General features: G+C 65.4%; 21 protein-coding genes and 1 rRNA gene. 19 read left to right on the top strand and 3 right to left on the bottom strand.

Annotated elements, in window-relative coordinates; all coding sequences use genetic code 11:
- Position 1: 1 nt before the first annotated feature.
- The 4 genes from dhaL to hisG are packed head-to-tail and all read left to right on the top strand — an operon-like array spanning position 2 to position 4,181.
- Positions 2 to 610, top strand: a complete 609-nt coding sequence (gene dhaL / locus QUE25_RS01680; protein ID WP_286266962.1) for a dihydroxyacetone kinase subunit DhaL — start codon at positions 2 to 4, stop codon at positions 608 to 610.
- Positions 607 to 2,988 (top strand): dihydroxyacetone kinase phosphoryl donor subunit DhaM, encoded by a 2,382-nt coding sequence (gene dhaM / locus QUE25_RS01675; protein WP_286266960.1) that lies wholly within the window; start codon positions 607 to 609, stop codon positions 2,986 to 2,988. Before dhaL ends, dhaM begins: the two co-directional genes overlap by 4 nt.
- A gap of 23 nt (positions 2,989 to 3,011) precedes the next feature.
- Positions 3,012 to 3,278: a phosphoribosyl-ATP diphosphatase gene (locus QUE25_RS01670; RefSeq protein WP_286266958.1), complete on the top strand. Its 267-nt coding sequence runs from the start codon at positions 3,012 to 3,014 to the stop codon at positions 3,276 to 3,278.
- Between the two features lie 39 nt (positions 3,279 to 3,317).
- Complete coding sequence (gene hisG, locus QUE25_RS01665) at positions 3,318 to 4,181, top strand: ATP phosphoribosyltransferase (protein ID WP_286266956.1); 864 nt, start codon at positions 3,318 to 3,320, stop codon at positions 4,179 to 4,181.
- Positions 4,182 to 4,238: 57 nt separating this feature from the next.
- On the opposite strand, the gene QUE25_RS01660 is transcribed toward hisG, so the two are convergent.
- Positions 4,239 to 4,748: a hypothetical protein gene (locus QUE25_RS01660; protein WP_286266954.1), complete on the bottom strand. Its 510-nt coding sequence runs from the start codon at positions 4,746 to 4,748 to the stop codon at positions 4,239 to 4,241.
- Between the two features lie 325 nt (positions 4,749 to 5,073).
- Here QUE25_RS01660 and infC point away from each other — a divergent pair, with 325 nt between their 5' ends.
- The 6 genes from infC (at position 5,074) to pheT (ending at position 11,095) form a co-directional block, all read left to right on the top strand.
- Positions 5,074 to 5,760 (top strand): translation initiation factor IF-3, encoded by a 687-nt coding sequence (gene infC, locus QUE25_RS01655; protein WP_286268464.1) that lies wholly within the window; start codon positions 5,074 to 5,076, stop codon positions 5,758 to 5,760.
- Positions 5,761 to 5,838: 78 nt separating this feature from the next.
- Positions 5,839 to 6,057 carry a 50S ribosomal protein L35 gene (gene rpmI, locus QUE25_RS01650; RefSeq protein ID WP_286266952.1) on the top strand — a complete coding sequence of 73 codons (219 nt, stop codon included), beginning with the start codon at positions 5,839 to 5,841 and terminating at the stop codon, positions 6,055 to 6,057.
- 39 nt (positions 6,058 to 6,096) lie between these two features.
- Entirely contained in the window at positions 6,097 to 6,462 is a 366-nt protein-coding gene (gene rplT / locus QUE25_RS01645) for a 50S ribosomal protein L20 (RefSeq protein WP_286266950.1), read from the top strand.
- 13 nt (positions 6,463 to 6,475) lie between these two features.
- On the top strand, positions 6,476 to 7,282 hold the full coding sequence (locus tag QUE25_RS01640; protein ID WP_425332751.1) for a TrmH family RNA methyltransferase: 807 nt from the start codon (positions 6,476 to 6,478) through the stop codon (positions 7,280 to 7,282).
- Positions 7,283 to 7,556: 274 nt separating this feature from the next.
- Positions 7,557 to 8,603: a phenylalanine--tRNA ligase subunit alpha gene (gene pheS, locus QUE25_RS01635; RefSeq protein WP_286268463.1), complete on the top strand. Its 1,047-nt coding sequence runs from the start codon at positions 7,557 to 7,559 to the stop codon at positions 8,601 to 8,603.
- Positions 8,600 to 11,095 carry a phenylalanine--tRNA ligase subunit beta gene (pheT, locus tag QUE25_RS01630; protein WP_286266947.1) on the top strand — a complete coding sequence of 832 codons (2,496 nt, stop codon included), beginning with the start codon at positions 8,600 to 8,602 and terminating at the stop codon, positions 11,093 to 11,095. Before pheS ends, pheT begins: the two co-directional genes overlap by 4 nt.
- Before the next feature lie 142 nt (positions 11,096 to 11,237).
- On the opposite strand, the gene QUE25_RS01625 is transcribed toward pheT, so the two are convergent.
- Positions 11,238 to 12,455, bottom strand: coding sequence for a pyridoxal phosphate-dependent aminotransferase (locus tag QUE25_RS01625; protein ID WP_286266945.1), 1,218 nt, complete (start codon positions 12,453 to 12,455; stop codon positions 11,238 to 11,240).
- A 136-nt stretch (positions 12,456 to 12,591) separates the two neighbouring features.
- Between QUE25_RS01625 and QUE25_RS01620 the strand changes: the two genes are divergently transcribed.
- Positions 12,592 to 13,140 carry a TetR family transcriptional regulator gene (locus QUE25_RS01620; RefSeq protein ID WP_286266943.1) on the top strand — a complete coding sequence of 183 codons (549 nt, stop codon included), beginning with the start codon at positions 12,592 to 12,594 and terminating at the stop codon, positions 13,138 to 13,140.
- Between the two features lie 20 nt (positions 13,141 to 13,160).
- On the opposite strand, the gene larE is transcribed toward QUE25_RS01620, so the two are convergent.
- On the bottom strand, positions 13,161 to 14,009 hold the full coding sequence (larE, locus tag QUE25_RS01615; protein WP_286266941.1) for an ATP-dependent sacrificial sulfur transferase LarE: 849 nt from the start codon (positions 14,007 to 14,009) through the stop codon (positions 13,161 to 13,163).
- Between the two features lie 79 nt (positions 14,010 to 14,088).
- Between larE and argC the strand changes: the two genes are divergently transcribed.
- The 8 genes from argC (at position 14,089) to QUE25_RS01575 (ending at position 23,931) form a co-directional block, all read left to right on the top strand.
- Positions 14,089 to 15,117 carry an N-acetyl-gamma-glutamyl-phosphate reductase gene (gene argC / locus QUE25_RS01610; RefSeq protein WP_286266939.1) on the top strand — a complete coding sequence of 343 codons (1,029 nt, stop codon included), beginning with the start codon at positions 14,089 to 14,091 and terminating at the stop codon, positions 15,115 to 15,117.
- Positions 15,114 to 16,265, top strand: a complete 1,152-nt coding sequence (argJ, locus tag QUE25_RS01605) for a bifunctional glutamate N-acetyltransferase/amino-acid acetyltransferase ArgJ (RefSeq protein WP_286266936.1) — start codon at positions 15,114 to 15,116, stop codon at positions 16,263 to 16,265. Before argC ends, argJ begins: the two co-directional genes overlap by 4 nt.
- Positions 16,265 to 17,176 carry an acetylglutamate kinase gene (argB, locus tag QUE25_RS01600; protein ID WP_286266932.1) on the top strand — a complete coding sequence of 304 codons (912 nt, stop codon included), beginning with the start codon at positions 16,265 to 16,267 and terminating at the stop codon, positions 17,174 to 17,176. The genes argJ and argB overlap by 1 nt, the downstream gene beginning before the upstream one ends.
- Positions 17,176 to 18,372, top strand: coding sequence for an acetylornithine transaminase (locus tag QUE25_RS01595; protein ID WP_286266931.1), 1,197 nt, complete (start codon positions 17,176 to 17,178; stop codon positions 18,370 to 18,372). Before argB ends, QUE25_RS01595 begins: the two co-directional genes overlap by 1 nt.
- A complete protein-coding gene (gene argR / locus QUE25_RS01590) occupies positions 18,369 to 18,902 on the top strand; it encodes an arginine repressor (protein ID WP_286266929.1) in 534 nt (177 codons plus the stop codon). The genes QUE25_RS01595 and argR overlap by 4 nt, the downstream gene beginning before the upstream one ends.
- Positions 18,903 to 19,026: 124 nt before the next feature.
- A complete protein-coding gene (gene argH / locus QUE25_RS01585) occupies positions 19,027 to 20,379 on the top strand; it encodes an argininosuccinate lyase (RefSeq protein ID WP_425332750.1) in 1,353 nt (450 codons plus the stop codon).
- Positions 20,380 to 20,408: 29 nt separating this feature from the next.
- Entirely contained in the window at positions 20,409 to 21,677 is a 1,269-nt protein-coding gene (tyrS, locus tag QUE25_RS01580) for a tyrosine--tRNA ligase (protein WP_286266925.1), read from the top strand.
- Between the two features lie 736 nt (positions 21,678 to 22,413).
- Positions 22,414 to 23,931 (top strand): 16S ribosomal RNA (locus tag QUE25_RS01575).
- The last annotated feature ends 48 nt before the right edge of the window (positions 23,932 to 23,979 follow it).

The following is a 23,979-nucleotide window of genomic DNA, read 5'->3' as shown; positions in this document are numbered from 1 at the left end:
AATGGAGCTGTCACCACAGATACTCGGCGGCTGGCTGGATGCCTTCGCAGCCGAGGTCGCCGAGAACGAGGCACTGCTGACCGATCTCGACCGTCAGATCGGCGACGCGGACCATGGCGCGAACATGGTCCGCGGCACCAAGGCGGTCGCCGCGCTCGATCCGGCCGACTTCGCCGACGCCCGCTCATATGCGAAGAAGACCGCCATGACACTGATCAGCACGATCGGCGGCGCCTCCGGTCCGCTGTACGGCACCTTCTTCCTGCGGCTGGCCGCGGCTCTGCCCGACGACGGCCCGATCGGGCACGCCGCCTGGCTGGAGGCGCTGCGAGCCGGCGTCCAGGGTGTCATGGATCGAGGCAAGGCGAACCTCGGCGACAAGACGATGCTGGATGCGCTGATCCCGGCCACGGATGCCTTCGAGAATGAACCCGACCATCCCTGGCAGTCGGCGGCCGACGCGGCAGCAGCAGGCCGCGACGCCACGGTGCCGATGGTGGCGCGCAAGGGCCGGGCGTCCTATCTCGGCCAGCGCAGCGCCGGAGTCGCCGATCCGGGCGCGACCAGCGCCACCCTGCTGCTGGTTGCGGCGGCGAGGACGCTCGCGTGATCGGAATCGTTGTCGTCTCGCACAGCCGTCCGCTGGCCGACGACGTAGTGGCCTTGGCCCAGCAGATGGTCCCGGCGGATGCACCCAGAATTGCGGTGGCCGCCGGCATGGACGACGGCAGTTTCGGTACCGATGCCGCGGCCATCGCTTTGGCGATCGCCTCGGTCGATTCGCCCGATGGTGTGCTGGTGCTGCTCGATCTGGGCAGCGCGGTACTCAGCACCGAGTTGGCGATCGAGTTCTTGGATGGTGACCTCGCCAAACGGGTCATGATCAGTCCCGCGCCCTTGGTGGAGGGGCTGTTGTCGGCAGTCGTGAGCGCCTCTACCGGCGCGTCGCTGGTCGAGGTCGATCAGGAGGCTCGGGGTGCGCTGCAGGCGAAGTCCGCTCACCTGACCGACGGCAAACATAGCCCCGAGCTGTTGCAGGTGGCGCGTCCGCCGGCGAAACAGCCAGCGCCCAACCACCGAGTGGTCTGGCGGGCGACGGTGCGCAATCCGCACGGCATTCATGTGCGGCCGGCAGCGATGATCGTCACCTCGTTGCGCGGCTTGGACGCCGACGTTACTTTCAGCAACGCCTCCACCGGCAGAGGCACCGCACGGGGCGACAGCTTGTCGAGCATCGCAGGACTAGAAGTGGCCTGCGGACAGATCCTCGAGGCGCGGATCTCGGGACCGGACGCCGACACCGCCCGCGATGTGCTGGCCGGACTGGCCACCCAGAACTACGGTGAGGATCTCAAACCCCGGGCCGCACGCACGAGCGAGGCCGGCAGCGGACACCCAGGACGCGCCGCCGCGGTACGGGCATTCGGTGACGTCCCGGCGGCCGCCGAACGCCGAGCGGTCATGGCCCCGGTGACCCAGGTCGGCCTGCGTCCACCGGTCGGTGACTACCGCCCGCTGACACCCAAGGACGAACTGGCGCGCTTCAACGGGGCCGTGGCAGAGGTCGACGAGTTCTTGGACAGCATCATCGCCGGCGGCGAAGCGGTGCCGGGCATCCTCGAGGCTCAGCGGATGATGCTGGCCGATCGCGAGTTGCAGCACGGCGTGGTCGGGCGGATCACCGCCGGTTTCAGTGCCGTCGATGCGGTGGACGACCAGCTGACCGGCATGGCGCGTTCCTTCGACAAGTTCACCGATGCCTACCTGCGTGAACGTGGCCAGGACCTGCGGAGCCTGCGGCGGATGCTGCTGCTGGCGCTGCTCGGGCGTCGGCTCGAACAGGAGACTCCCGACGAGCCGCGGATCTGGGTGCTCGAAGAACTCGACGCGGCGACCGCGATGCGGCTTGATCCGAGGTTGTGCATGGGTGTGGTGACCATCGCCGGCGGTTCCAGTGGGCACGGCATGCTCGCCGCTCAAGCCCGCGGTATCCCGGTGCTGACCGGCTGCCGGGAGGCCGCCGAGATCACCGACGGCCAGTTGGTGGCTTTCGATCCGGTTGCCCGCGAATTCTGGCCGCATCCCGACCAAGCCCTGCGCGTCGAACTGGCACGCCGTAACGCCGAACGCACCGCAGCCGCCGAGCGAGCGCAGCTGCGCGCTCATGAACCGGCGGTCACCACCAGCGGCCAGACGATCAAGGTGGAGGCCAACATCGGTTCGGTGGACGACGCTCAGGCGGCGGCTCACCAGGGCGCCGACGGCAGCGGCGTGGTGCGCACCGAGAACATCTTCGCCAAGGACCTCACCGCTCCGAGCGTTGAGGCACAGACCGAGGTCTTCGTGCGGATCGGTCAGACCATCGGGGGACCGATCACGATCCGGACCTGGGACCCCTCCGGCGACAAGCCGCTCGCGTTCATGCCCAATCAGCCCGAGGACAATCCGGCATTGGGGGAGCGGGGCATCCGGATGATGCGGAAGGTGCCTCAGATCTTCCGCGATCAGATCAAGGCGGCATTGCTGGCCGCCCAGCAGGTGGACTTGCAGTTGATGATCCCGATGGTCACCGACCCCGAGGAAATGGCCTGGGCGAAGCAGCAGGTCGAGACCGTCCGGGCCGAACTGGGCGTTGATCCGGTGCCGGTCGGGATGATGATCGAGGTGCCTGCCGCCGCGTTGCGGGTTGCCGAGTTCGCTGCACTGGTCGATTTCGTCAGTGTCGGCACCAACGATCTCAGCCAGTACACGCAGGCTGCGGACCGCACCAATGACGCGGTCCGGCAGCTGGCCAGGCAGGATTCGCCGGCGGTTCTGGAGCTGATCCGGCTGATCAGAGCCGCATTGCCCGGCATCCCGATGGCGGTCTGCGGCGATCTGGCCAGCGACCTCGACGCCACCCGGACCCTGATCGAGTTGGGTGCCGATGAGCTGTCCGTGCGTCCGGGCATGGTGGCCGAAATCAAGGAGGTCGTCAGGGCCATCTGAGCGCTGCACTAGGCTTAGCCCACGTGAGCAAGACTTTCGAAGACCTGTACGCCCAGCTGACCGAGATCGCAGCCACCCGTCCCGAGGGTTCGGGCACTGTGGAACGACTGGACGCCGGCGTCCACGCGATCGGCAAGAAGATCGTGGAGGAGGCCGCCGAGGTGTGGATGGCATCGGAGTACCAGACCTTGGACGAGACCGCCGAAGAGATGAGTCAACTCATTTATCACGTGCAAACGATGATGGTGAAGCTTGGTCTGACACCCGATGACATTTACCGCTATCTGTGACTTTCACCTGCGATATCCCGACGGCAAGAAAGAACTGACGTGCCAGAAATGCTGAGAATTGCTGTGCCCAACAAGGGTGCTCTCTCGGAGTCCGCCGCCGCCATGTTGAGCAAGGCCGGTTACCGCCAGCGCAGCGATACCAAAGACCTCGTCCTGGTCGACGACATCAACAATGTGGAGTTCTACTACCTGCGTCCGCGTGACATCGCGGTGTACGTGGGAGAGGGCACGCTCGACCTGGGTATCACCGGCCGCGACATGCTGCTCGACTCAGGGGCCAATGCCGAAGAGATCATGGCGTTGGGCTTCGGCGCCTCGAAGTTCCGCTTCGCTGCGCCCGCCAATGGGGCCTGGACGCTCCAGGATCTCAACGGCAAGCGGATCGCGACCAGCTACCCGGGCCTGCTGAGCGACTACCTCCACGCGCGCGGCATCAGCGCGCGACTGATACATCTGGACGGGGCCGTGGAATCATCGATCCGGCTGGGCGTCGCCGACGCGATCGCCGATGTGGTCGAGACCGGAACCACCCTGCGCAAGGCCGGGCTTGAGCTGTTCGGTGATCCGATTCTGCTGAGTGAGGCCATCTTGGTGCAGCGCCCCCAGAACAGGGGCGACATCGATCCGCTTGCGCTGGCCCACCTGCAGCAGCGGCTTTCCGGGGTCATCGTCGCCCGCGACTATGTGCTGATGGACTACGACATCCCCGTCGAGCAAGTCGAAGAGGCCTCGGCGCTGACCCCGGGCCTGGAGAGCCCGACCATCTCGCCACTGGCGAAGGAGGGCTGGGTCGCGGTCCGCGTGATGGTCCCGGCCAGAGGCCACCAGTTGCTGATGGATCATCTGCACGACCTGGGCGCTCGCGGCATTCTGGTGAGCGAATTGTCCGCCTGCCGTTTGTGACAGAGCTGGGCCCGACAATGTGAATGCCCACCGGCCGCTGGCCGGTGGGCATGTCGTCTACTCGATGTTGTGTTTGCGCAAGATGTTGGCCACCTCGTCATCGGGGTCGGTTGATTCGCCGGCGCCGGGCGCGGCTGGCGGCGGAGCAACCGTCGGCTCGGCGGGCTTCGGTGCAGGCCCCTGGGCCTTCTTCGCCAGGCGGTCGGCCTTCGCTGCGGCCTTCGCGTCCTCCTCGCGTCGCTTGGCCTGTCGCTCATACTCGCGCAGCTTGGCCTCGTCCTTGGTGGGGGCCTTGATGGCCCCGCCAATGAAGTAGGCGATCAGCCCGAGCGCGGCCAGCCCAAGACCGATCGAGATGGTGGTGGTGAGCTGTGCCAGATGACGCATCCACTCGACGACCTGCCCGGTGAGACCGGCGAACGCGGCCCCCACGACCATCAGAATGACTCCGGTAGCGCGCATCAGGTAGCGCGCACTGCGCCGCGAGTTCCATTTCAGGACTGCCCAGACAACTGCGACCGCTGACAGCGCGACGCTGATCAGCACGATGATCGTCGTATCGTTCATAGTGAAAGCCTGTCACGGGTGAGCACCAGTTTGGGTCCCGACACCCGATCGCGGTACAATTCACCATGCTGATCGGTCTCGTGCAGACCGGAGCCAACGAAGTGAGGGCCTGACCCTCCACCCACGACGGCAGAACGCTGGTCTTGGGTCGGTACCGCAGTGGTTCCCGGGAGAAGGATACCCGGGGAGGGCGGGTGCGAGAGCGCCCATGACGCCCGTGAGCCACTCATCGTCAGGTCTTCGCGTCCGCGAAGGCCTTTTTTCATGACCGCGACCGGGCCGCCCAAGCCGATCAGCCAAACCAACGACATATTGGAGGACAGTCATCAGCAACGAATTCCGTATCAATGAGCGGATCCGGGTACCCGAGGTACGCCTGGTCGGACCGCAGGGCGAGCAAGTAGGCATCGTGCGCATCGAGCAGGCACTGCAGCTTGCTCACGAACACGATCTGGATCTCGTTGAGGTCGCCCCCAGCGCACGTCCGCCGGTGGCGAAGCTCATGGACTACGGCAAGTTCAAGTACGAGAACGCCCAGAAGGCCCGCGAATCGCGCCGCAACCAGGCGAACACCGTCATCAAGGAAATGAAGCTGCGTCCCAAGATCGACGAGCATGACTACGAGACCAAGAAGGGTCACGTCGTCCGCTTCCTCAAGGGCGGCGACAAGGTGAAGATCACCATCATGTTCCGCGGTCGTGAGCAGTCGCGTCCCGAGTTGGGCGTCAATCTACTCAGACAACTCGCCAATGACGTCTCGGAAGACGGTGTGGTTGAGCAGGCTCCCCGCCTGGAGGGCCGCAATATGCACATGGTGCTGGCTCCCACCCGCAAGAAGAGCGAGGCCAAGGCAGCCGAAGCCGTCCAGCGCGAGAAGCGGATGGCCGAACGCCAGGAGGCGGCGGAGGAGAACAGGCGCGTCGAGGCCGAGCTCCGCTCGAAATCTGCCTCAGGCCAGCCCAAGAAGAAGAAGGGGCCCGCGGACAACATGGACCCCGACGTCCTCCTATAAGACCCAGAGGGTCTCGTAACGGACCCTGCCCCGGTGCGGCATCCCGCCTCGGGACGATCGAGAGAATGGAGCGGCACCATGCCGAAGATGAAGACGCACTCCGGTGCCAAGAAGCGGTTCAAGGTAACCGGCAGCGGCCAGCTGAAGCACAAGCGTGCCGGCAAGGGCCACCTGAACGAGCACAAGCCGTCGAAGCGTACCCGTCGGCTGAACGTGGACGGCATTCTGGAGACTCAGGATGCGAAGAAGATCCGCAAGCTCATCGGTAGCTACAAGCCGAAGTCGAAGCGCGGCTGACGTCGCCATCCACCCGAACCACTTTTCAAGGAGCACGAAATGGCACGCGTCAAGCGCGCAGTCAACGCACAAAAGAAGCGCCGCGAAGTATTGGAGCAGGCCTCCGGTTACCGCGGTCAGCGGTCCCGCCTGTACCGCAAGGCCAAGGAACAGACGCTGCACTCCGGTGTCTACTCATTCCGCGACCGCCGCGCCAAGAAGGGCGACTTCCGCAGCCTGTGGATCCAGCGGATCAACGCGGCCTGCCGGGAGAACGGCATGACCTACAACCGCTTCATCGCGGGTCTGAAGGCCACCAACGTCGAGGTCGATCGCAAGATGCTCGCTGAGCTGGCGGTCAACGATCCGGTTGCTTTCGCCGGCCTCGTAAAGGTCGCCCAGTCTGCTCAGCAGCCTGTCGCCTGAGGTAGTGACCGACATCCACGGCGGGCCGAATGCCCTCGCGCCGATCTCCCAGGCGCAGGTGCGTTCGGCCCGCCGACTGCATCAACGCAAGGGCCGCCAGGCCGCCGGCGAGTTCCTGGTCGAGGGCACTCAGGCCGTCCGGGAGGCGCTCGCCGACCCCGAGCAGATCAGATTGCTGATCGTGGACGATCCCGGCCGGCATCGCGAGATCCTTGCGCTCGCCACCGGCATCCCGCTCGTCCAGGCCGGCCAGCGCGAGATCGCCCAGTTGGCTGACACCGTCACCAGCCAGGGAATCTTCGCCATCGTCCACGACACTGCCGCCCGGCTCGAGGATCTGCCCTCCGGATCGCGGCTAGTGGTCATCTGCGCCCAGGTGCGCGACCCCGGCAATGCGGGCACCGTGATCCGGTGCGCGGACGCGTTCGGGGCCGACGGGGTGATCCTCACCCACGGCTCGGTGGAACGCACCAACCCCAAGACGGTGCGAGCCTCGGTGGGCAGCATCTTTCACCTTCCGGTGGTCAGCGGACCCTCGCTGGACGAAGCCGTGAGCTGGGCGCGCGACCAGGGCATGCAGGTGCTGGCCGCCGATGCCGGCGGTCGCGGCCTCGACCGGATTCCGCACGCCGAGCTCGCGCGTCCGACGGCCTGGGTGATGGGCAACGAGGCGTGGGGGTTGCCCGCCGACGTCGTCGATCTGGTCGATGAGGTCGTTTCGATTCCCATGTGGGGGCGCGCGGAGAGCCTCAACCTGTCGACCGCGGCGGCGGTCTGCCTGTACGCCACGGCCAGCGCCCAACACCATGCGATAGCATGAGCCCATGCTTGTCGGTGCAATCTTCCGTGGAGCCAGCCGGGTCGCTGGAGTCGCGACGTTTATCGCGCAGGTCTAGGCCTGCTCTTCGATCACCGACCATTGCCACCTCGCCAGTCGATATGTCGGCGGGTGGCCCAGCAAACTGACGACCATGCCCGTGCGCAGCAGGCTGCGAGCGGCCTGATGCCGTCGAGAATCAGAAACCCGAGGGGAGCCCATGACTACCTCAGAATCCGCAGACCAAGACCCCAATCCGCTCGATGTCGGCGAGATCATGCGACTGGTTGATGCCGCGCTCGCAGCTGTCGGCGCCGCAACGACCACCGCCGAGCTCAAGCAGGTGCGCATCGATCATGCCGGCGACAAATCGCCGCTTGCCCTGGCGAACCGTGCTATCGGCAAGCTGGAGCCCGGCCAGCGCAAACACGCCGGCCAACTCGTTGGACAGGCCCGCGGCTCGGTGAACGCTGCAGTGGCGGCCCGGCAGAACGAGCTCAACGCGGCCGAACTGGAGGCCGCCCTGCAAACCGAACGCGTCGACGTCACGCTTCCGGTCGACATGCATCCCGAAGGGGCCCTGCATCCGATCACCGCGCTGATCAACGACATGTGCGACGTTTTCGTCGCCATGGGCTGGGAAGTAGCCGAAGGACCCGAACTCGAGTCGGAATGGCTGAACTTCGACTCGCTCAACATCGGCCCCGATCATCCGGCGCGCGGGCTGTCGGACACCTTGTTCGTCGAGCCGGCGTCCGATCACAAGCTGCTGCGGACCCAGACCAGCCCGGTCCAGATGCGTACTCTGCTGAGCCGTGACCTGCCGGTCTACATCGTCAGCCCGGGCAAGGTCTACCGTGCCGACGAGTACGACGCGACCCATCTGCCGGTCTTCCACCAGCTCGAAGGACTGGTCGTTGACAAGGGCATCACGATGGGTCACCTGAAAGGCACCCTCGATCATCTCGCGCAGGCGATGTTCGGCGAGGTGCGCACCCGGCTTCGTCCGCACTACTTCCCGTTCACCGAGCCCAGCGCCGAAATGGACCTGGAATGCTTTGTCTGCCACGGCGATTCGGTGGGCAACCCCGACCGCCCCTGCCGGACCTGCAAATCGGAGGGCTGGATCGAATGGGGTGGCTGCGGCGTGGTCAACCCGCGCGTGCTCAAGGCGGCCGGCATCGACACCGACGTCTACTCGGGTTTCGCGTTCGGGATGGGCGTGGATCGCACGGTCATGTTCCGTAACAACGCCGCCGACCTACGCGACTTCGTCGAAGGCGATATCCGGTTCCCCCGTTCACTGCAAGGAGGCGCCCGATGAGGGTTCCCATGTCGTGGCTGCGCGAGATGGTCGCGCTGCCGGCAGCTGTCACCACCCAGCAGGTCGCCGACGCGCTCACCCGCGTGGGCCTACAGGTCGAGCGCATTGAGGTCACGGGCGCTGAAGTCAGCGGCCCGGTCGTGGTCGGACGCGTCCTCGAATCCGTGGACGAGCCGCAGAAGAACGGCAAGGTCATTCGCTGGTGCCAGGTGGACGTCGGGGAGGCGGAACCCAGAGGCATCGTCTGTGGTGCGCACAACTTCGCCGCCGGTGACGCCGTCGTGGTGGCGCTGCCCGGTGCGGTGCTGCCTGGGGGATTCGCGATCTCCGCCCGTAAGACCTATGGTCACATCTCCGACGGCATGATCTGCGCGGTCGATGAGCTGGGCATCGGCGAGGACCACACCGGGATTCTGGTGCTTCCCGAGCTGGTGGACGGCAAACCACCGACCCTCGGTGCCGACGCGATGGACCTTCTGCAGGCCCGCGACGAGGTGCTCGAGATCGATGTCACCCCCGATTGCGGATACTGCCTGAGCATGCGAGGCATGGCCCGCGAAACGGCGCAGGCCTTCGGCGTCGAATTCACCGATCCGTACGCCGAGGTTGTCGCCACCCAGACCGATGCCGGATATCCGGTCCGGCTGGATTCGTCCAACTGCTCGCTGTTCAGTGCGCTGACCATCACCGGCGTCGACCCGCAGGCGCCCACCCCGCTGTGGATGTCACACCGGCTGGCTGCGGCGGGCATGCGTTCGATCAGCCTCAACGTCGACATCACGAACTACGTGATGCTCGAATCCGGGCAGCCGCTGCACGCCTACGACGCGGACGCACTCCAGGGCACCATCGTGGTGCGTCAAGCGGTCGACGGTGAGCATCTGGTAACCCTCGACGATGTCGACCGGACACTGTCGGCCGAGGATCTGCTGATCACCGATGATTCCGGCCCGATCGGCCTGGCCGGCGTCATGGGCGGCCGGACCACCGAGCTCTCGGCGTCGACCCGCAACATCGTGCTGGAGGCGGCTCATTTCGATCCCGCCAGCATCGGACGCACGTTCCGCCGTCACAAGCTGGCGTCGGAAGCGTCGGTCCGCTTCGCCCGGGGCGTCGATCCCGCGTTGCCGCTTGCCGCGGCACAGGCAGCGGCCCGGCTGATGGCCGAACTGGGTGGCGGGAAGCTGGCCGACGATTACACCTTGACCGGTGAGGTCCCGGTGATGCCCACTCAGCGGATCCGGGCCGACCTGCCTGCCAGGATCCTGGGAGCGCAGATCAGTGCGCAGCAGGTGGTCGACGTGCTGAGGGCATCGTGCGTCGAGGTCACCGAGCAACCCGATGGCTGGCTCGACCTGGTGCCGCCGACCTGGCGCGGCGACCTGGTGGATCCCTACGACTACGTCGAAGAGGTCGGATGCAAACTCGGCCTCGAGCTGATCACCGCCGAGGTGCCGCGTGCTGCCGCGGGACGGGGGCTGAGCTTCGAACAGCGTTCGCGTCGTGCGGTACTCGCCGCGATCGCGCAGGCCGGATTCGCCGAACTCATCACGCTGCCGTTCATCAGCTCCGAGGAACTCGACAAGCTCGGGCTGAGCCCGGACGATCCGCGCCGCGCACTGGTGCAGCTGGCCAACCCGCTGGCCGATACCCAGCCATTCATGCGAACCACCCTGCTGCCGGGGCTGTTCACCGCGGTCGCTCGCAACACCTCGCGCTCGCAGGACGATCTGGCACTGTTCGAATGCGGTTCGGTGTTCTGGGCCAACGGCTCGGCCCCGGCTCCGGTGCCCGATGTCTCCCATCGTCCCAGCGACGCCGAGATCAAGGCGGTGACCGGCAACCTGCCCGACCAGCCGCGGATGCTGGCCGCTGTGCTCACCGGCAACTGGCTACCGGCCGGCTGGCAGCATCCCGCGATCAGGGCGGACTGGACACACGCCGTCTACTTCGCCGAGACGGCCGCCTCGGCGCTCGGGTCGACACTGGTTCGGCGGGCGGTGGCCCACACACCCTGGCATCCTGGTCGCTGCGCCGAACTCGGCGTCCAGGTCGGCGACCAGCTCGTGGTGATCGGGCACGCGGGAGAACTGCACCCATCGGTGGTCAAGGCCTACGGTCTGCCGGAGCGGGCCTGCGCGGTAGAGCTGAATCTGGATGTCCTGATCGCCACGGCACCACGCGGCGGCGAGATCGCGCCGCTGTCGTCCTACCCGATGACCAAGCAGGATGTCGCCTTGATCGTGGACGTCGACGTGCCGGCCGCCGAGGTTCAGCGAGCGCTGATCGACGGCGCCGGCGAGCTGCTGGAATCGATCCGGCTCTTCGACATCTACACCGGGGCGCAGATCGGGGAAGGCAAGAAGTCCCTGGCCTTCGCGCTGGGATTCAGGGCCGCCGACCGGACGCTGACCGAGGCTGAGGCCGCCGTCGCGCGGGAGGCCGCCGTGGCCAAGGCCGCTCAGGACTGCGGGGCCAGCCAGCGCGCTTGAGGCGCCCAGGTCCCGGTCGCCCCGTGGCCGCCCATCGGGCCAGCCTGCGGCCCTCGCCAACGGCCACCCAGAACAGCGTCCGCTGCCGAACACTCGGCAGCGGACGCGATTGTCGGAGGCTGTGGTGTGCTGGACGAGGCGCTCAGTCGATGACGCGGGTCTCCTCGCAATACTCGGCGATGCGTCCGACGGCCTCGCGCAGCACCGACTCCTCGGGCAGCGCCACCAAGCGGAAGTGATCCGGATGCGGCCAGTTGAAGCCGCGGCCATGGCTGATCAGGATCTTCTTGCGGCGCAGTAGACCCAGCGCCCATTCCTCGTCGTCCTCGATGTCGAACATCTCGGCATTGAGGTGCGGGAACAGGTAGAGGGCACCGCGAGCAGGTTCGCAGCTGATCCCGGGAATGTCATTGAGCAGCTTGTGGGCCACCTGCAGTTGATCGTGGAATCGTCCGCCCGGCTTCACCATGTCATCGATCGACTGATAGCCACCGAGCGCAGTCTGGATCGCGTGCTGAGCCGGCACGTTCGCGCACATTCGCATATTCGCCAGGAGCTGCAGACCTTCAAAAAGGTCCGTCGCATCGTCCAGTGGTCCGGTCGACACCAGCCAGCCGGCCCGCCAACCGCACGCCCGGTAGGCCTTGGAAAGCCCGGAGAATGTGAAGCACAAGACATCCGACCCGGTCAGGCCGGCCATATTGAGATGCTCGCCCGAATAGAGGATCTTCTCGTAGATCTCGTCGGCCAGCACGACCAATTCATTCTCCCGGGCGATGTCGGCGATCTGTTGCAGCAACTCCCGTGAATAGACAGCGCCGGTCGGATTGTTGGGGTTGATCACGACGATCGCCTTGGTGCGCCGAGTGATCTTCGACTTGATGTCCTCGATGTCCGGCTGCCAGCCGTTCGACTCGTCACACAGATAATGCACCGGATGCCCGCCCGACAACACGGTCTGCGCCGTCCACAGCGGGTAGTCCGGCGCGGGAATGAGGATCTCGTCGCCGATATTGGTCATGGCCTGCAGAATCATGGAAATCAGTTCGCTGACACCATTACCGATCAGTACCTGCGGGACATCGACGTTCAGCCCGCGGGTCTGGTAGTAGTTCGCAACCGCGGTGCGCGCCGAATAGATGCCACGCGCATCGGAATAGCCATCGGATTCATGAAGATGGGTGATGAACGTGCGCACCATCGTTTCGGGCGGAGCGAATCCGAAGCTGGCGAGATTGCCGATGTTGAGGTGCAGCACCCGCTGGCCCTCAGCCTCCATGCGCTGAGCCTCAACCATGTTCTTTCCGCGCACGTCGTAGTGCACACCCTGCAATCTGCTCGCCTGTTCGTATTTCGACATCTGTCGCCCTTTCATTTGGTGAGGCCTCGCGATCGTGCATGGCAACTCGCGGAGCCCCTGAGCAAGTATCGCCGATCGCGGCAACGAAACAGAAACAGTGCGCCGATGGGGCAGGACACCCGGGTATGGTCAGGGGGTGGCTGTGAGTAAGGCGGGCATCGTCGATGCCGCTCTCGGAATCCTCGACCAATACGGTTTGGCGGACCTGTCGATGCGCCGCATCGCCGATGCGCTGGGCGTGCAGGCTGCCGCCATCTACTGGCATTTCGCGAACAAGCAGACCCTGCTCGCTGCGGTCTCCGATGCCATCCTCGCCGGTCAGGCGCCCTGCGATGAATCGATGTCGATCGCGGGATGGGCACGTGATCTGCGCGAGGTGCTGCTGACCCATCGCGACGCCGCCGAGCTCGTCGCGGCCAGCCTGGCAGTGGGCTTGTGCACACGTGTCCCCGATGCCGGCGCCGTCGAGGTGCTCGAAGCCGAGGGGTGGCCGCCGGACGATGCCCGGCGCGCGACCCGCGCAATCGTCCACTTCGTCTTGGGCCACGTCATCCAGGAGCAGACCAGGCAGAACCTGCTCGCGGTGGGGGTGCTGACCTCGCCGACCCCAGCCCTGGACGAGGACGGTTTCGAACTCGGCTTGCGGATGCTGGTCAGTGGAGTCCAGGCGGTGGCGGCGGGCTGAGGCGCGCGGAGCCGGGGAGTTCAGTCGTGCCGGGTAATGATCTGCATGGTGAACGCACCCGACTGCATCCCGGCCAGATCGATGGTCACGTAGGCGAACCCGGACGCCCGGATCGCCCGCAGCGCCTGCTCACGGACGGTGTCGTCGGCGAACCGTCCGATCTCTGCCAGCGGGACCTCGATTCGGGCGATCTTGCCGTGATGACGCACGCGGGAATCGGAGAAGCCCAGGTCGCGGAGCACCTGCTCCGCAGTCTCCACCTGACGCAGTTTCTCGGGGGTGACCTGTTCACCGTGCGGAATCCGCGAAGCCAGGCAGGGCGCGGCGGGTTTGTCGGCCACCGACAACCCCAGATCGTGCGCCAGGGCCCGCACGCGAGCCTTGGTGATCCCTGCCTGGGCAAGCGGACGCAACACCCGGTGCCGGGTCGCGGCCTCGGCCCCAGGCCGGTCGAGACGCTTGGCATCGTCGGCGTTCTCACCGTAGGCGACCGCGTCCAACGACAGGTCTTCGGCCAGCGTCTCGGAGATGACGGTGAACAGCTCGTCCTTGCAGTAGAAGCAGCGATCGGCTCCATTGGCCCGGTATTGCGGACGATCGCCCTCGTGAGTGGCGAATTCGACCACGTCCGCGCCCAGCTGCGCGGCGACCGAGCGAGCGATCTGCAATTCGTGACGAGCCAGCGACGGCGAGTCGGCGAGCAGGCCCAGCGCCCGATCGCGTCCCAGCACGCGCACCGACAGAGCCAGCAGGACCGCCGAATCGACGCCGCCCGAGTAGGCGACGCCCAGCCGTTTCACGTCGCTGAGCGCATCGGCGACGGCTTCGGCGTCGGCGCGGGTCGCCGTTGACAGATCATCGAACCTCACAGCCTCGGAGTCTAGCGCCGGCACTGGAACGCACCGGAAGAAGTTGCATATCTATTACCTCCACGGCATAGTTATGCGCATGACGTATTCGATAGCGGTGGCAGGCTGCACCGGTTATGCGGGCGGCGAGGTCTTGCGTCTCGCTGCTGCGCACCCCGAGCTGACCATCGGAAACCTGACGGCGCACTCCAATGCGGGTACGAAGCTCGGTGAGCACCTGCCGAATCTGCCACAGCTGGCCGACCGCGAGGTGCTCGACACCACCCCCGACAACCTGGCCGGGCACGACGTCGTTTTCCTTGCGTTGCCGCACGGCGCATCCGCGCCGATCGCCGCCGAGCTGGGCGCCGACACGCTGGTGATCGACTGCGGAGCCGACTTCCGGCTCATCGATCCCGCGCAATGGACGAAGTTCTACGGCAGCGAGCATGCCGGAACCTGGCCCTACGGCCTGCCGGAACTGCCCGGCCAGCGCGCCAAGCTCGCGGCGACCAAGCAGATCGCGGTACCGGGCTGCTACCCGACCAACGTCACCCTTTCCCTGCTGCCGGCACTGACTCACGGACTGATCACCGGCCAGGACATCACCGTCGCCGCCGCCTCCGGCACCTCGGGTGCCGGCAAGGCAGCCAAGCCGCACCTGCTGGGCAGCGAGCTGTTCAATTCGATGAGCGCCTACGGGGTGGGCGGGATGCACCGTCATGTGCCCGAGATCCTGCAGAATCTCAGCCTGCTCGGCGCCACCGACCCGACCGTCAGCTTCACCCCGATGCTCGCCCCGATGTCGCGCGGCATCCTCGCGGTGGTCACGGCCCCGATCAGCGGGGTCGGTGCGGCTGATGTCCGGGCGGCATACGCCGATAGTTATGCCGACGAGCCGTTCTGCCGGCTGCTTCCGCCAGGCCAGTGGCCCGCATCGAAATCGGTGCTCGGCAGCAACGGCTTCCAGGTGCAGGTGACCGTGGACGAAGCGGCCGGCCGTCTGGTCGCCGTCGGCGTGCTGGACAACCTGACCAAGGGCACCGCAGGTGGTGCCATTCAATCCATGAACCTGGCGCTCGGACTGCCCGAGACGACCGGACTATCGGCGATAGGAGTCGCACCGTGAGCATCACCGCAGCCCAGGGATTCGCCGCCGCAGGAATCGCGGCGGGCATCAAGTCCACTGCCAAGGCCGATCTGGCGCTGGTCGTCAACCAGGGTCCGCGGTTCGATGCGGCCGCGGTCTTCACCTCGAACCGCGTGGTCGCGGCTCCGGTCATCTGGTCGCGACGAGCTGTCGCCGACGGCGTGCTGCACGCGGTGGTGCTCAACTCCGGCGGTGCCAACGCCTGCACCGGCGCTCCCGGCCTCGAGGATGCGGCAGCCACCGCCAAGGCCGTCGCTCAGTCCGTGGACTGTGAACCGGACGATGTTGCGGTCTGTTCCACCGGGCTGATCGGCGTCCGGCTTCCGATGGCTGCTGTGCTGTCGGGTATCGCGGCGGCCGCTGACCAGCTGAGCGCTGACGGTGGTGACGCTGCGGCTCACGCCATCATGACCACCGACACCGTGCCGAAGCAGGCGCTTGCCGAGGGCGAGGGCTACACCATCGGCGGCATGGCCAAGGGAGCCGGCATGCTGGCACCCGCGCTGGCCACCATGCTCGTGGTCATCACGACCGACGCCGAGATATCGGCGCCCGACCTGCAGACCTGCCTGCAGAAGGCCACCGCGCTGACCTTCGACCGGATCGATTCCGATGGCTGCATGTCCACGAACGACACGGTGCTCGCGCTCGCCTCGGGGGCCTCCGGCACCATCCCTGACCTGGACGATTTCACCACCAACCTGGCCAGGGTCTGCTGGAGTCTGGCCCGTCAGCTCATCGGCGATGCCGAGGGCGCCAGCCATGACATCGCCGTGGAGGTGACCGGGGCCGCGTCCGAACAGGACGCTCTGGAGGTGGCCAGGGAAATCGCCCGCAGCAATCTGTTCAAGTGCGCGATCTTCGGCAACGATCCCAACTGGGGACGAGTGCTCTCGGCGATCGGCGTCACCTCTGCCGCCTTCGAGGCCGACGAACTGGATGTCACGATGAACGGCGTCCAGGTCTGCCGGGCCGGGGGAGTAGGTGACCCGCGCGAACTGGTCGACCTCACGGGGCGCGAATGCCAGGTCCTGGTCGACCTGCACGCCGGCGAGCACAAGGCGACCATCTGGACCAACGATCTGACCTACGGCTACGTCAAAGAGAATGCGGAGTACAGCTCCTGATGGCACTGCACAGAACCAACGACGAATCGACCCTGATCTCCAAGGCCGGGGTGCTGATTGAGGCACTGCCGTGGTTGATGGACTATGCCGGCAAGATCATGGTCATCAAGTACGGCGGCAACGCCATGATCGACGACGAGCTCAAGTGTGCCTTCGCGCAAGACATCGTCTTCTTGCGCCAGTGCGGTGTGAAGCCGGTCGTCGTCCATGGCGGCGGTCCGCAGATCTCGTCCATGCTCAAGCGGCTCGATATCCGCTCGGAATTCCGGGGCGGACTGCGGGTGACCACGCCCGAGGCGATGGATGTCGTCCGGATGGTGCTGGTTGGTCAGGTCGGCCGTGAGCTGGTCAATCTGATCAATCGCTACGCGCCGTTCGCGGTGGGCCTGTCGGGTGAGGACGCCGGGTTGTTCACCGCCGAGCCCAAGACGATCCAACTCGACGGCGAGGACATCGACCTGGGTCAGGTCGGTGACGTCGCGACGGTGAACCCGGACGCAGTGATCGACCTCATCGACGCCGGGCGCGTCCCTGTGGTGGCGACGGTCGCGCCCGGCCCGGGAGACCTGGTCTACAACGTCAACGCGGACACCGCCGCTGCGGCGCTGGCGACTGCGCTGGGTGCCGATCGCCTGGTCGTGCTGACCGACGTGGCCGGCCTGTACGCGGACTGGCCCGATTCGCAGAGCATCATCAAGGAGATCGACTCCACCGAACTTCGCCAGCTGATGCCGACCCTCGAGTCGGGCATGCGTCCCAAGATGGAAGCCTGCCTGCGGGCAGTGGAATCGGGGGTCGAGCGCGCCACCATCATCGACGGCCGCATCAAGCACGCCCTGCTGCTGGAGATCTTCACCGACGAGGGCATGGGCACCATGGTCCGTGCCGCCGAGCAGATTCAGGAGGCATGATGCCCACCCAGACAGAGTGGCTGAAGCGATACCAGAACTCCATGATGCACAACTTCGGCCTGCCGAAGACCGTCTTCGTGCGCGGCGAGGGCTGCTCGTTGTGGGACGCCGACGGCAATCGCTACACCGACATGTTCAGCGGCATCGCGGTCGGCGGGCTGGGCCAGGCCCATCCGGCCGTCGTGCGGGCGGTCAGCGAGCAGATGGCAACCCTCGGCCACATCTCGAACCTCTTCGCGTCCGTCCCGCAGATCGAACTGGGTGAGCGGCTGGCCGAGCTGGCCACCGGCGGCGCCAGAGATCGAGCGGCCCGGGTCTATTTCGCGAACTCGGGCACCGAAGCCAACGAGGCGGCCTTCAAGATCACCCGGCTCACCGGCCGGACCAAGATCATCGCCATGGAGGGCTCCTTCCACGGCCGGACGATGGGAGCGCTCGCGCTGACGTCGACCGCCAAGTACCGCGAGCCGTTCGAACCGCTGCCCGGTGACGTGGTCTTCGTGCCATACGGGGATCTGGACGCTGCCGCGGCGGCCATCGACGACCAGACCGCTGCTGTGGTCGTCGAGACCATCCAGGGTGAAAGCGGCGTGGTGTGCCCACCCGCCGGGTTCCTGCCGGGTCTGCGGGACCTGACCCGTGCGCACGGTGCCCTGTTGTGGGTCGACGAGGTGCAGACCGGTGTCGGACGCTGTGGGGAGTGGCTGACCTCGGTGGCCGACGGGCTGGATCCCGATCTGATCACGATCGCCAAGGGTCTGGGCAACGGGGTGCCGATCGGCGCATGCATCGCCATCGGGCCCGCCGGAGAACTACTCACGCCCGGCAGCCATGGCAGCACCTTCGCTGGCAATCCGATCGCGGCTGCGGCCGGGCTGGCCGTCCTCAAGACCATCGAGGACGACGACCTGCTCGTCCGGGCACGCGAGCTGGGTGATCGTTTGGCCGAGGCGGTCATGGATCTGGGGCTGCCCCAGATCGAGACCGTGCGTGGCCGGGGCCTGCTGCGCGGCATCGTGCTGAGCGTTGACATCGCCCCGCGGGTGGCCGATGCCATGCTCGATAGCGGATGGATCATCAACGCGCCTCGTCCGAGCGTGCTGCGGCTCGCACCGCCACTGGTCGTCACCGACGAGATCATCGACAGATTCGCGCAGGTGCTGGGCGTGGTCATCGCCCAGGAGTCGGCGCCGTGAGTGAGGAGGCTCAACCACGAGCATCGACGCGAGTCGCCCGCCAGGCCCGCATCATCGAGCTGATTCAGCGCCGCGAGATCGGCTCGCAGGCTGAACTGGCCGATCTGCTCGCCGCGGGCGGCATCAGCGTCAGCCAGGGCACGCTCAGCAAGGATCTCCTGGAGATCGGGGCTGTGCGGGTCCGCAATGCGGCAGGTGCTCTGGTCTATGCCCCGCCGGCCACCGAGATCGCCTCCGATCATTCGGCCCATGAGGCGAGGCTGGCACGAGTATGCGCCGAGCTGTTGATCTCCGCGTCGGGATCGGCCAACCTGACCATTCTCAAGACCCCGCCGGGCGCGGCCCAGTACTTCGCTTCGGTGATCGATCGTGTCGCCCGCGACGCCATTTTGGGCACTATCGCCGGTGACGACTCGATCCTGGTGATCGCTCGGGATGCCGATGGCGGTCAGGAGCTGGCGAACTGGTTCAGTGGGCTGGCGTCGGGGGAGTCCCGCGAGGGCACCGGAGACGACGCGGCGCGTGGCTGAGATGGCAGGCGATCATCAAGTGCGCCATGATGAACGCGTGACACACGTATCCGATCAACCAGCAGCACAGCACGCCGAAGGATTCCTGTGGGGTGGCCGCTTCGCAGGGGGCCCCGCCGATGCGATGTTCGCGCTGTCGGTCTCTACTCACTTCGACTGGCGGCTGGCACTGGACGACCTGGACGGCTCGATCGCTCATGCCGCGGCGTTGCACCGGGCCGGGCTGCTCACCGACGAGGACCACGAGGCCATGGTGGCTGCGCTGCAGCAGCTGCGCGCCGACGTGGCCCGCGGCGCGGTTACCGCCGATCCCGGCGACGAGGATGTGCACGGTGCGTTGGAGCGGCTGCTGATCGAACGCATCGGACCGCAGCTGGGCGGACGCCTTCGCGCCGGCCGCTCACGCAATGACCAGATCGCGACACTGATCCGGCGTTGGCTGCGCCGCGAGATCCGCCTGCTCACCCTCGACGTGCTCGGCGTCGTCGAGGCGCTGCGCGATCAGGCGAACGCGCATCTGGGCGCGATCATGCCCGGACGCACCCACATGCAGACCGCGCAGCCGGTGCTGCTGTCCCACCAGTTGTTGGCGCACGCCTGGCCGCTGCTACGCGACATCGCCCGGCTGCAGGACCTCGACAAGCGAGCCGCCGTGAGCCCCTACGGCTCGGCCGCGCTCGCCGGCACCTCGCTGGGGCTGGATCCCGAACTGGTGGCGACCGATCTCGGATTCGATTCGTCGGTACCGAACTCGATCGACGGTACCGCTGCCCGCGACGTGATCGTCGAGGCGAGCTACGTGCTCGCTCAGGTGGGCGTGGATCTCTCGCGGCTTTCGGAGGACGTCATCATCTGGGTGACCCCGGAGTTCGGCTTCGCGAAACTGGACGACGCATGGTCGACCGGTTCGAGCATCATGCCGCAGAAGAAGAATCCCGATGTCGCTGAGCTCGCTCGTGGCAAGGCCGGACGCCTGATCGGCAATGTCAGCGGCCTGCTCGCTACCTGCAAGGGACTCCCGCTGGCCTACAACCGCGATCTCCAGGAGGACAAGGAGCCGCTGTTCGATTCGGTCGATCAGTTGCACGTGCTGTTGCCCGCGGTCGCCGGCATGGTGGGCACCCTGCGCTTCGATGCCGACCGGATGGCCCAGGCCGCGCCGCGGGGCTTCTCGCTGGCCACCGACATGGCCGACTGGCTGGTGCGACGGGGCGTTCCGTTCGCCCGGGCACACGACATCGCCGGGGCCGCGGTCCAGTTCTGCGAGGGCGCCGGCATCGGGTTGGCCGATCTCACACCCGAGCAGTTGAGCGAGATCGCGCCGGAACTGACTCCGCAGGTCCTCGACGTGTTGACGATCGAGGGGTCGGTCGCCTCGCGTAACGGACGCGGCGGCACGGCACCCGATCGGGTGCGCGAGCAGATCGCCGAATTGGGTGCAACCGCGGCGGCTGCCGCCGCCTGGGCGAAGGCCTGAGTTCGGGGCCGGCCCGCTAGTCTGGCCGGGTGAATGCACTGCTTGATGAACTGACCTGGCGTGGCTTTGTAGCCGAATCGACGGACGTGGACGCTCTTGCGGCCCATCTGGACAGCGGGCCGGTGACGTCTTATGTGGGTTTTGATCCGACAGCGGCAAGCCTTCACATCGGCCATCTGATGCAACTGCTGGTCGCACGCAGGTTTCAGGAAGCCGGGCATCGCCCGATTCTGCTGGTCGGTGGCGCAACCGGCCTGATCGGCGATCCGAAGATGACCGGTGAACGTGTCATGAACGAGACCGATGTCGTCCATGAGTGGGCTGAGCGGCTTCGTGCTCAGGTGAGTCGCTTCGTCAGCTTCGAGGGCAGCAACGCCGCGATCGTCGAGAACAACTACAGCTGGACGTCGCAGATGTCCGCGTTGGACTTCCTGCGCGAAGTGGGCAAGCATTTCTCGGTCAACCGGATGCTCGCCCGCGATGTGGTGGCCCGCCGGCTGACCGACGGGATCAGCTACACGGAGTTCTCCTACGTGCTGCTGCAATCCCTGGATTACCGGGAGCTGTACCGCCGACACGGCGCAACGTTGCAGACCGGTGCTCAGGACCAATGGGGCAATATCACCGCGGGTATCGACTACATCCGGCGGACCGAGGGCGCCACCGTGCACGGCCTGGTGACCCCGCTGCTCACCAAGGCCGATGGAACCAAGTTCGGCAAGACCGAATCGGGTGCGGTGTGGATCGATCCGGAACTCACCTCGCCCTTCGCGTTCCACCAGTTCTGGTTGAACGCCGAGGACGCGAAGGTCATCGACTACCTCAAGATCTTCTCCTGGCGCAGCCGCGATGAGATCGAGGAGTTGGCGCTCGAGACCGCGCAGGCCCCGCACAAGCGCGCGGCGCAGCGCGCGCTGGCCGATGACATCACCGATCTGGTGCACGGGCGCCCGGAACGCGAAGCGGCCGAACTGGCCGGCCGGGCCCTGTTCGGGCGCGGGGATCTGGCCGAGCTGCCCGACTCCACCCTGACCGCTGTCATGTCGGAAGTGCAGGCGGCCGAGATCGCCCCCATCGATGGACAGCTGCCCCTGGTCGCGGACGTTCTGGCCGCCAGCGGGGTGGTGTCATCGAAGTCGGCCGCCCGGCGCGCAATCGCCGAAGGCGGGGCATACCTGAACAACCAGAAGGTGACCGACGTCGAGGCCCGCCTCACCAACGACGACCTGCTGGCCGGACGGTGGGTCCTGCTCCGCCGTGGAAAACGAACCGTGGGCTCCGTGAAACTGGTTGGCTAGGACGAACGGCGGGACTTAGGGTCGCCTAAGTCCTGCCGGTTTGCCGGGCTTCTCGTGGGTGTGTAATGTTGGCGAAGCCTTCTGCGGGAGGCGATCGGCGGGATTCGGAGCTTTCGAGCTCTGGCTAGGGGTTTTATCCCTGATGTTCTGGTGGTTGCCTGTTGTGGTGGGTGATCAATTTGATATCGGGTTTCTGGTGGTTTGTCAGGAACGGTCGCACCTGTTGGTTGGGTGTGCCGGGCTGGGCGGCTGACGGGGGTTCGACGGGGTTGGACCTGCGGGTTTGATTCTGGCTGATGTTTAAGCTATAGTTGGTCGGGTCGCTTCGGGAGGGTTTTGGTTCTTCTGGGGTGGTTGATAAGTGAAGATGGCCTTGATGGGGATTGTTGGGGGCGGCTCTTTTTGGGGGTTGTTTTTGGTGGTCTTTTGATGGGTTGGTGGATGGTGCTGGGCCTGGTTTGCTGGGTTTTGACTTGGTGGTTTTGGTCTGGTATTGTTTGCTGAGTTGCCTCGCTGGGGTCCTGTGGGATTTTGGTGGTGGTGCCCGAAACTTGAGAACTCAACAGCGTGCTTTATAGTCAATGCATTTTTTATGTGCAGGCATCATGTTTTGTGGTGTCTGTTTTCCCGTGCCTGGCTGGGCCTTTTGGTTTGGTTGGGTTGGGATTCCTTTGATGAGATCCGTGATGGATTTTTGTCAGTGTTTGGATTCTCTGGGGGAACATTTTTTGTGTTTTCATTGGAGAGTTTGATCCTGGCTCAGGACGAACGCTGGCGGCGTGCTTAACACATGCAAGTCGAACGGTAAGGCCCTTCGGGGTACACGAGTGGCGAACGGGTGAGTAACGCGTGAGTAACCTGCCCTTCACTCTGGGATAACAGTTGGAAACGGCTGCTAATACCGGATATTCAGCTCCTGTCGCATGGTGGGGGTTGGAAAGTTTTGGTGGTGGAGGATGGGCTCGCGTCCTATCAGCTTGTTGGTGGGGTGATGGCCTACCAAGGCGTCGACGGGTAGCCGGCCTGAGAGGGCGACCGGCCACATTGGGACTGAGATACGGCCCAAACTCCTACGGGAGGCAGCAGTGGGGAATATTGCACAATGGGCGGAAGCCTGATGCAGCAACGCCGCGTGCGGGATGACGGCCTTCGGGTTGTAAACCGCTTTTAGCAGGGACGAAGCGTGAGTGACGGTACCTGCAGAAGAAGCACCGGCTAACTACGTGCCAGCAGCCGCGGTGATACGTAGGGTGCGAGCGTTGTCCGGATTTATTGGGCGTAAAGAGCTTGTAGGCGGTTGGTTGCGTCGAAAGTGCAAACTCAGGGCTTAACTCTGAGCCTGCTTTCGATACGGGCTGACTGGAGGAAGGTAGGGGAGAATGGAATTCCCGGTGGAGCGGTGGAATGCGCAGATATCGGGAGGAACACCAGTGGCGAAGGCGGTTCTCTGGACCTTTCCTGACGCTGAGAAGCGAAAGCGTGGGGAGCAAACAGGCTTAGATACCCTGGTAGTCCACGCTGTAAACGGTGGGTACTAGGTGTGGGGGACATTCCACGTTCTCTGTGCCGTAGCTAACGCATTAAGTACCCCGCCTGGGGAGTACGGCCGCAAGGCTAAAACTCAAAGGAATTGACGGGGCCCCGCACAAGCGGCGGAGCATGCGGATTAATTCGATGCAACGCGAAGAACCTTACCTGGGTTTGACATATATCGGAAACGTTCAGAGATGGGCGCCCCGTAAGGTCGGTATACAGGTGGTGCATGGCTGTCGTCAGCTCGTGTCGTGAGATGTTGGGTTAAGTCCCGCAACGAGCGCAACCCTCGTCCAATGTTGCCAGCGGGTTATGCCGGGGACTCATTGGAGACCGCCGGGGTCAACTCGGAGGAAGGTGGGGATGACGTCAAGTCATCATGCCCCTTATGTCCAGGGCTTCACGCATGCTACAATGGCCGGTACAAAGAGTTGCGAGCCTGTGAGGGTGAGCGAATCTCAAAAAGCCGGTCTCAGTTCGGATTGGGGTCTGCAACTCGACCCCATGAAGTCGGAGTCGCTAGTAATCGCAGATCAGCAACGCTGCGGTGAATACGTTCCCGGGGCTTGTACACACCGCCCGTCAAGTCATGAAAGTCGGTAACACCCGAAGCCGGTGGCCTAACCCGTTTGGGGGGGAGCTGTCGAAGGTGGGACTGGTAATTAGGACTAAGTCGTAACAAGGTAGCCGTACCGGAAGGTGCGGCTGGATCACCTCCTTTCTAAGGAGCCTTTTGGCTGGCCGGCTGTGCTGGTTGGTTCATTGTTTC

It is taken from the genome of Brooklawnia propionicigenes (assembly GCF_030297015.1).
In the GTDB taxonomy this organism is placed as follows: Bacteria; Actinomycetota; Actinomycetes; order Propionibacteriales; family Propionibacteriaceae; genus Brooklawnia; species Brooklawnia propionicigenes.
Note: the sequence above shows the minus strand (reverse complement) of the source record. Positions and strands in the feature narration are given on the sequence as shown.

What these genes read in the sequence shown, in the direction of transcription:
- dhaL (WP_286266962.1), top strand. Translation starts at nt 2, where the DNA reads ATGGAGCTGTCACCACAGATACTCGGCGGCTGGCTGGATGCCTTCGCA.
- QUE25_RS01660 (WP_286266954.1), bottom strand. Translation starts at nt 4,748, where the DNA reads ATGAACGATACGACGATCATCGTGCTGATCAGCGTCGCGCTGTCAGCG.
- rpmI (WP_286266952.1), top strand. Translation starts at nt 5,839, where the DNA reads ATGCCGAAGATGAAGACGCACTCCGGTGCCAAGAAGCGGTTCAAGGTA.
- rplT (WP_286266950.1), top strand. Translation starts at nt 6,097, where the DNA reads ATGGCACGCGTCAAGCGCGCAGTCAACGCACAAAAGAAGCGCCGCGAA.
- pheS (WP_286268463.1), top strand. Translation starts at nt 7,557, where the DNA reads ATGCGACTGGTTGATGCCGCGCTCGCAGCTGTCGGCGCCGCAACGACC.
- pheT (WP_286266947.1), top strand. Translation starts at nt 8,600, where the DNA reads ATGAGGGTTCCCATGTCGTGGCTGCGCGAGATGGTCGCGCTGCCGGCA.
- QUE25_RS01625 (WP_286266945.1), bottom strand. Translation starts at nt 12,455, where the DNA reads ATGTCGAAATACGAACAGGCGAGCAGATTGCAGGGTGTGCACTACGAC.
- argC (WP_286266939.1), top strand. Translation starts at nt 14,089, where the DNA reads ATGACGTATTCGATAGCGGTGGCAGGCTGCACCGGTTATGCGGGCGGC.
- argB (WP_286266932.1), top strand. Translation starts at nt 16,265, where the DNA reads ATGGCACTGCACAGAACCAACGACGAATCGACCCTGATCTCCAAGGCC.
- QUE25_RS01595 (WP_286266931.1), top strand. Translation starts at nt 17,176, where the DNA reads ATGCCCACCCAGACAGAGTGGCTGAAGCGATACCAGAACTCCATGATG.
- argH (WP_425332750.1), top strand. Translation starts at nt 19,027, where the DNA reads ATGTTCGCGCTGTCGGTCTCTACTCACTTCGACTGGCGGCTGGCACTG.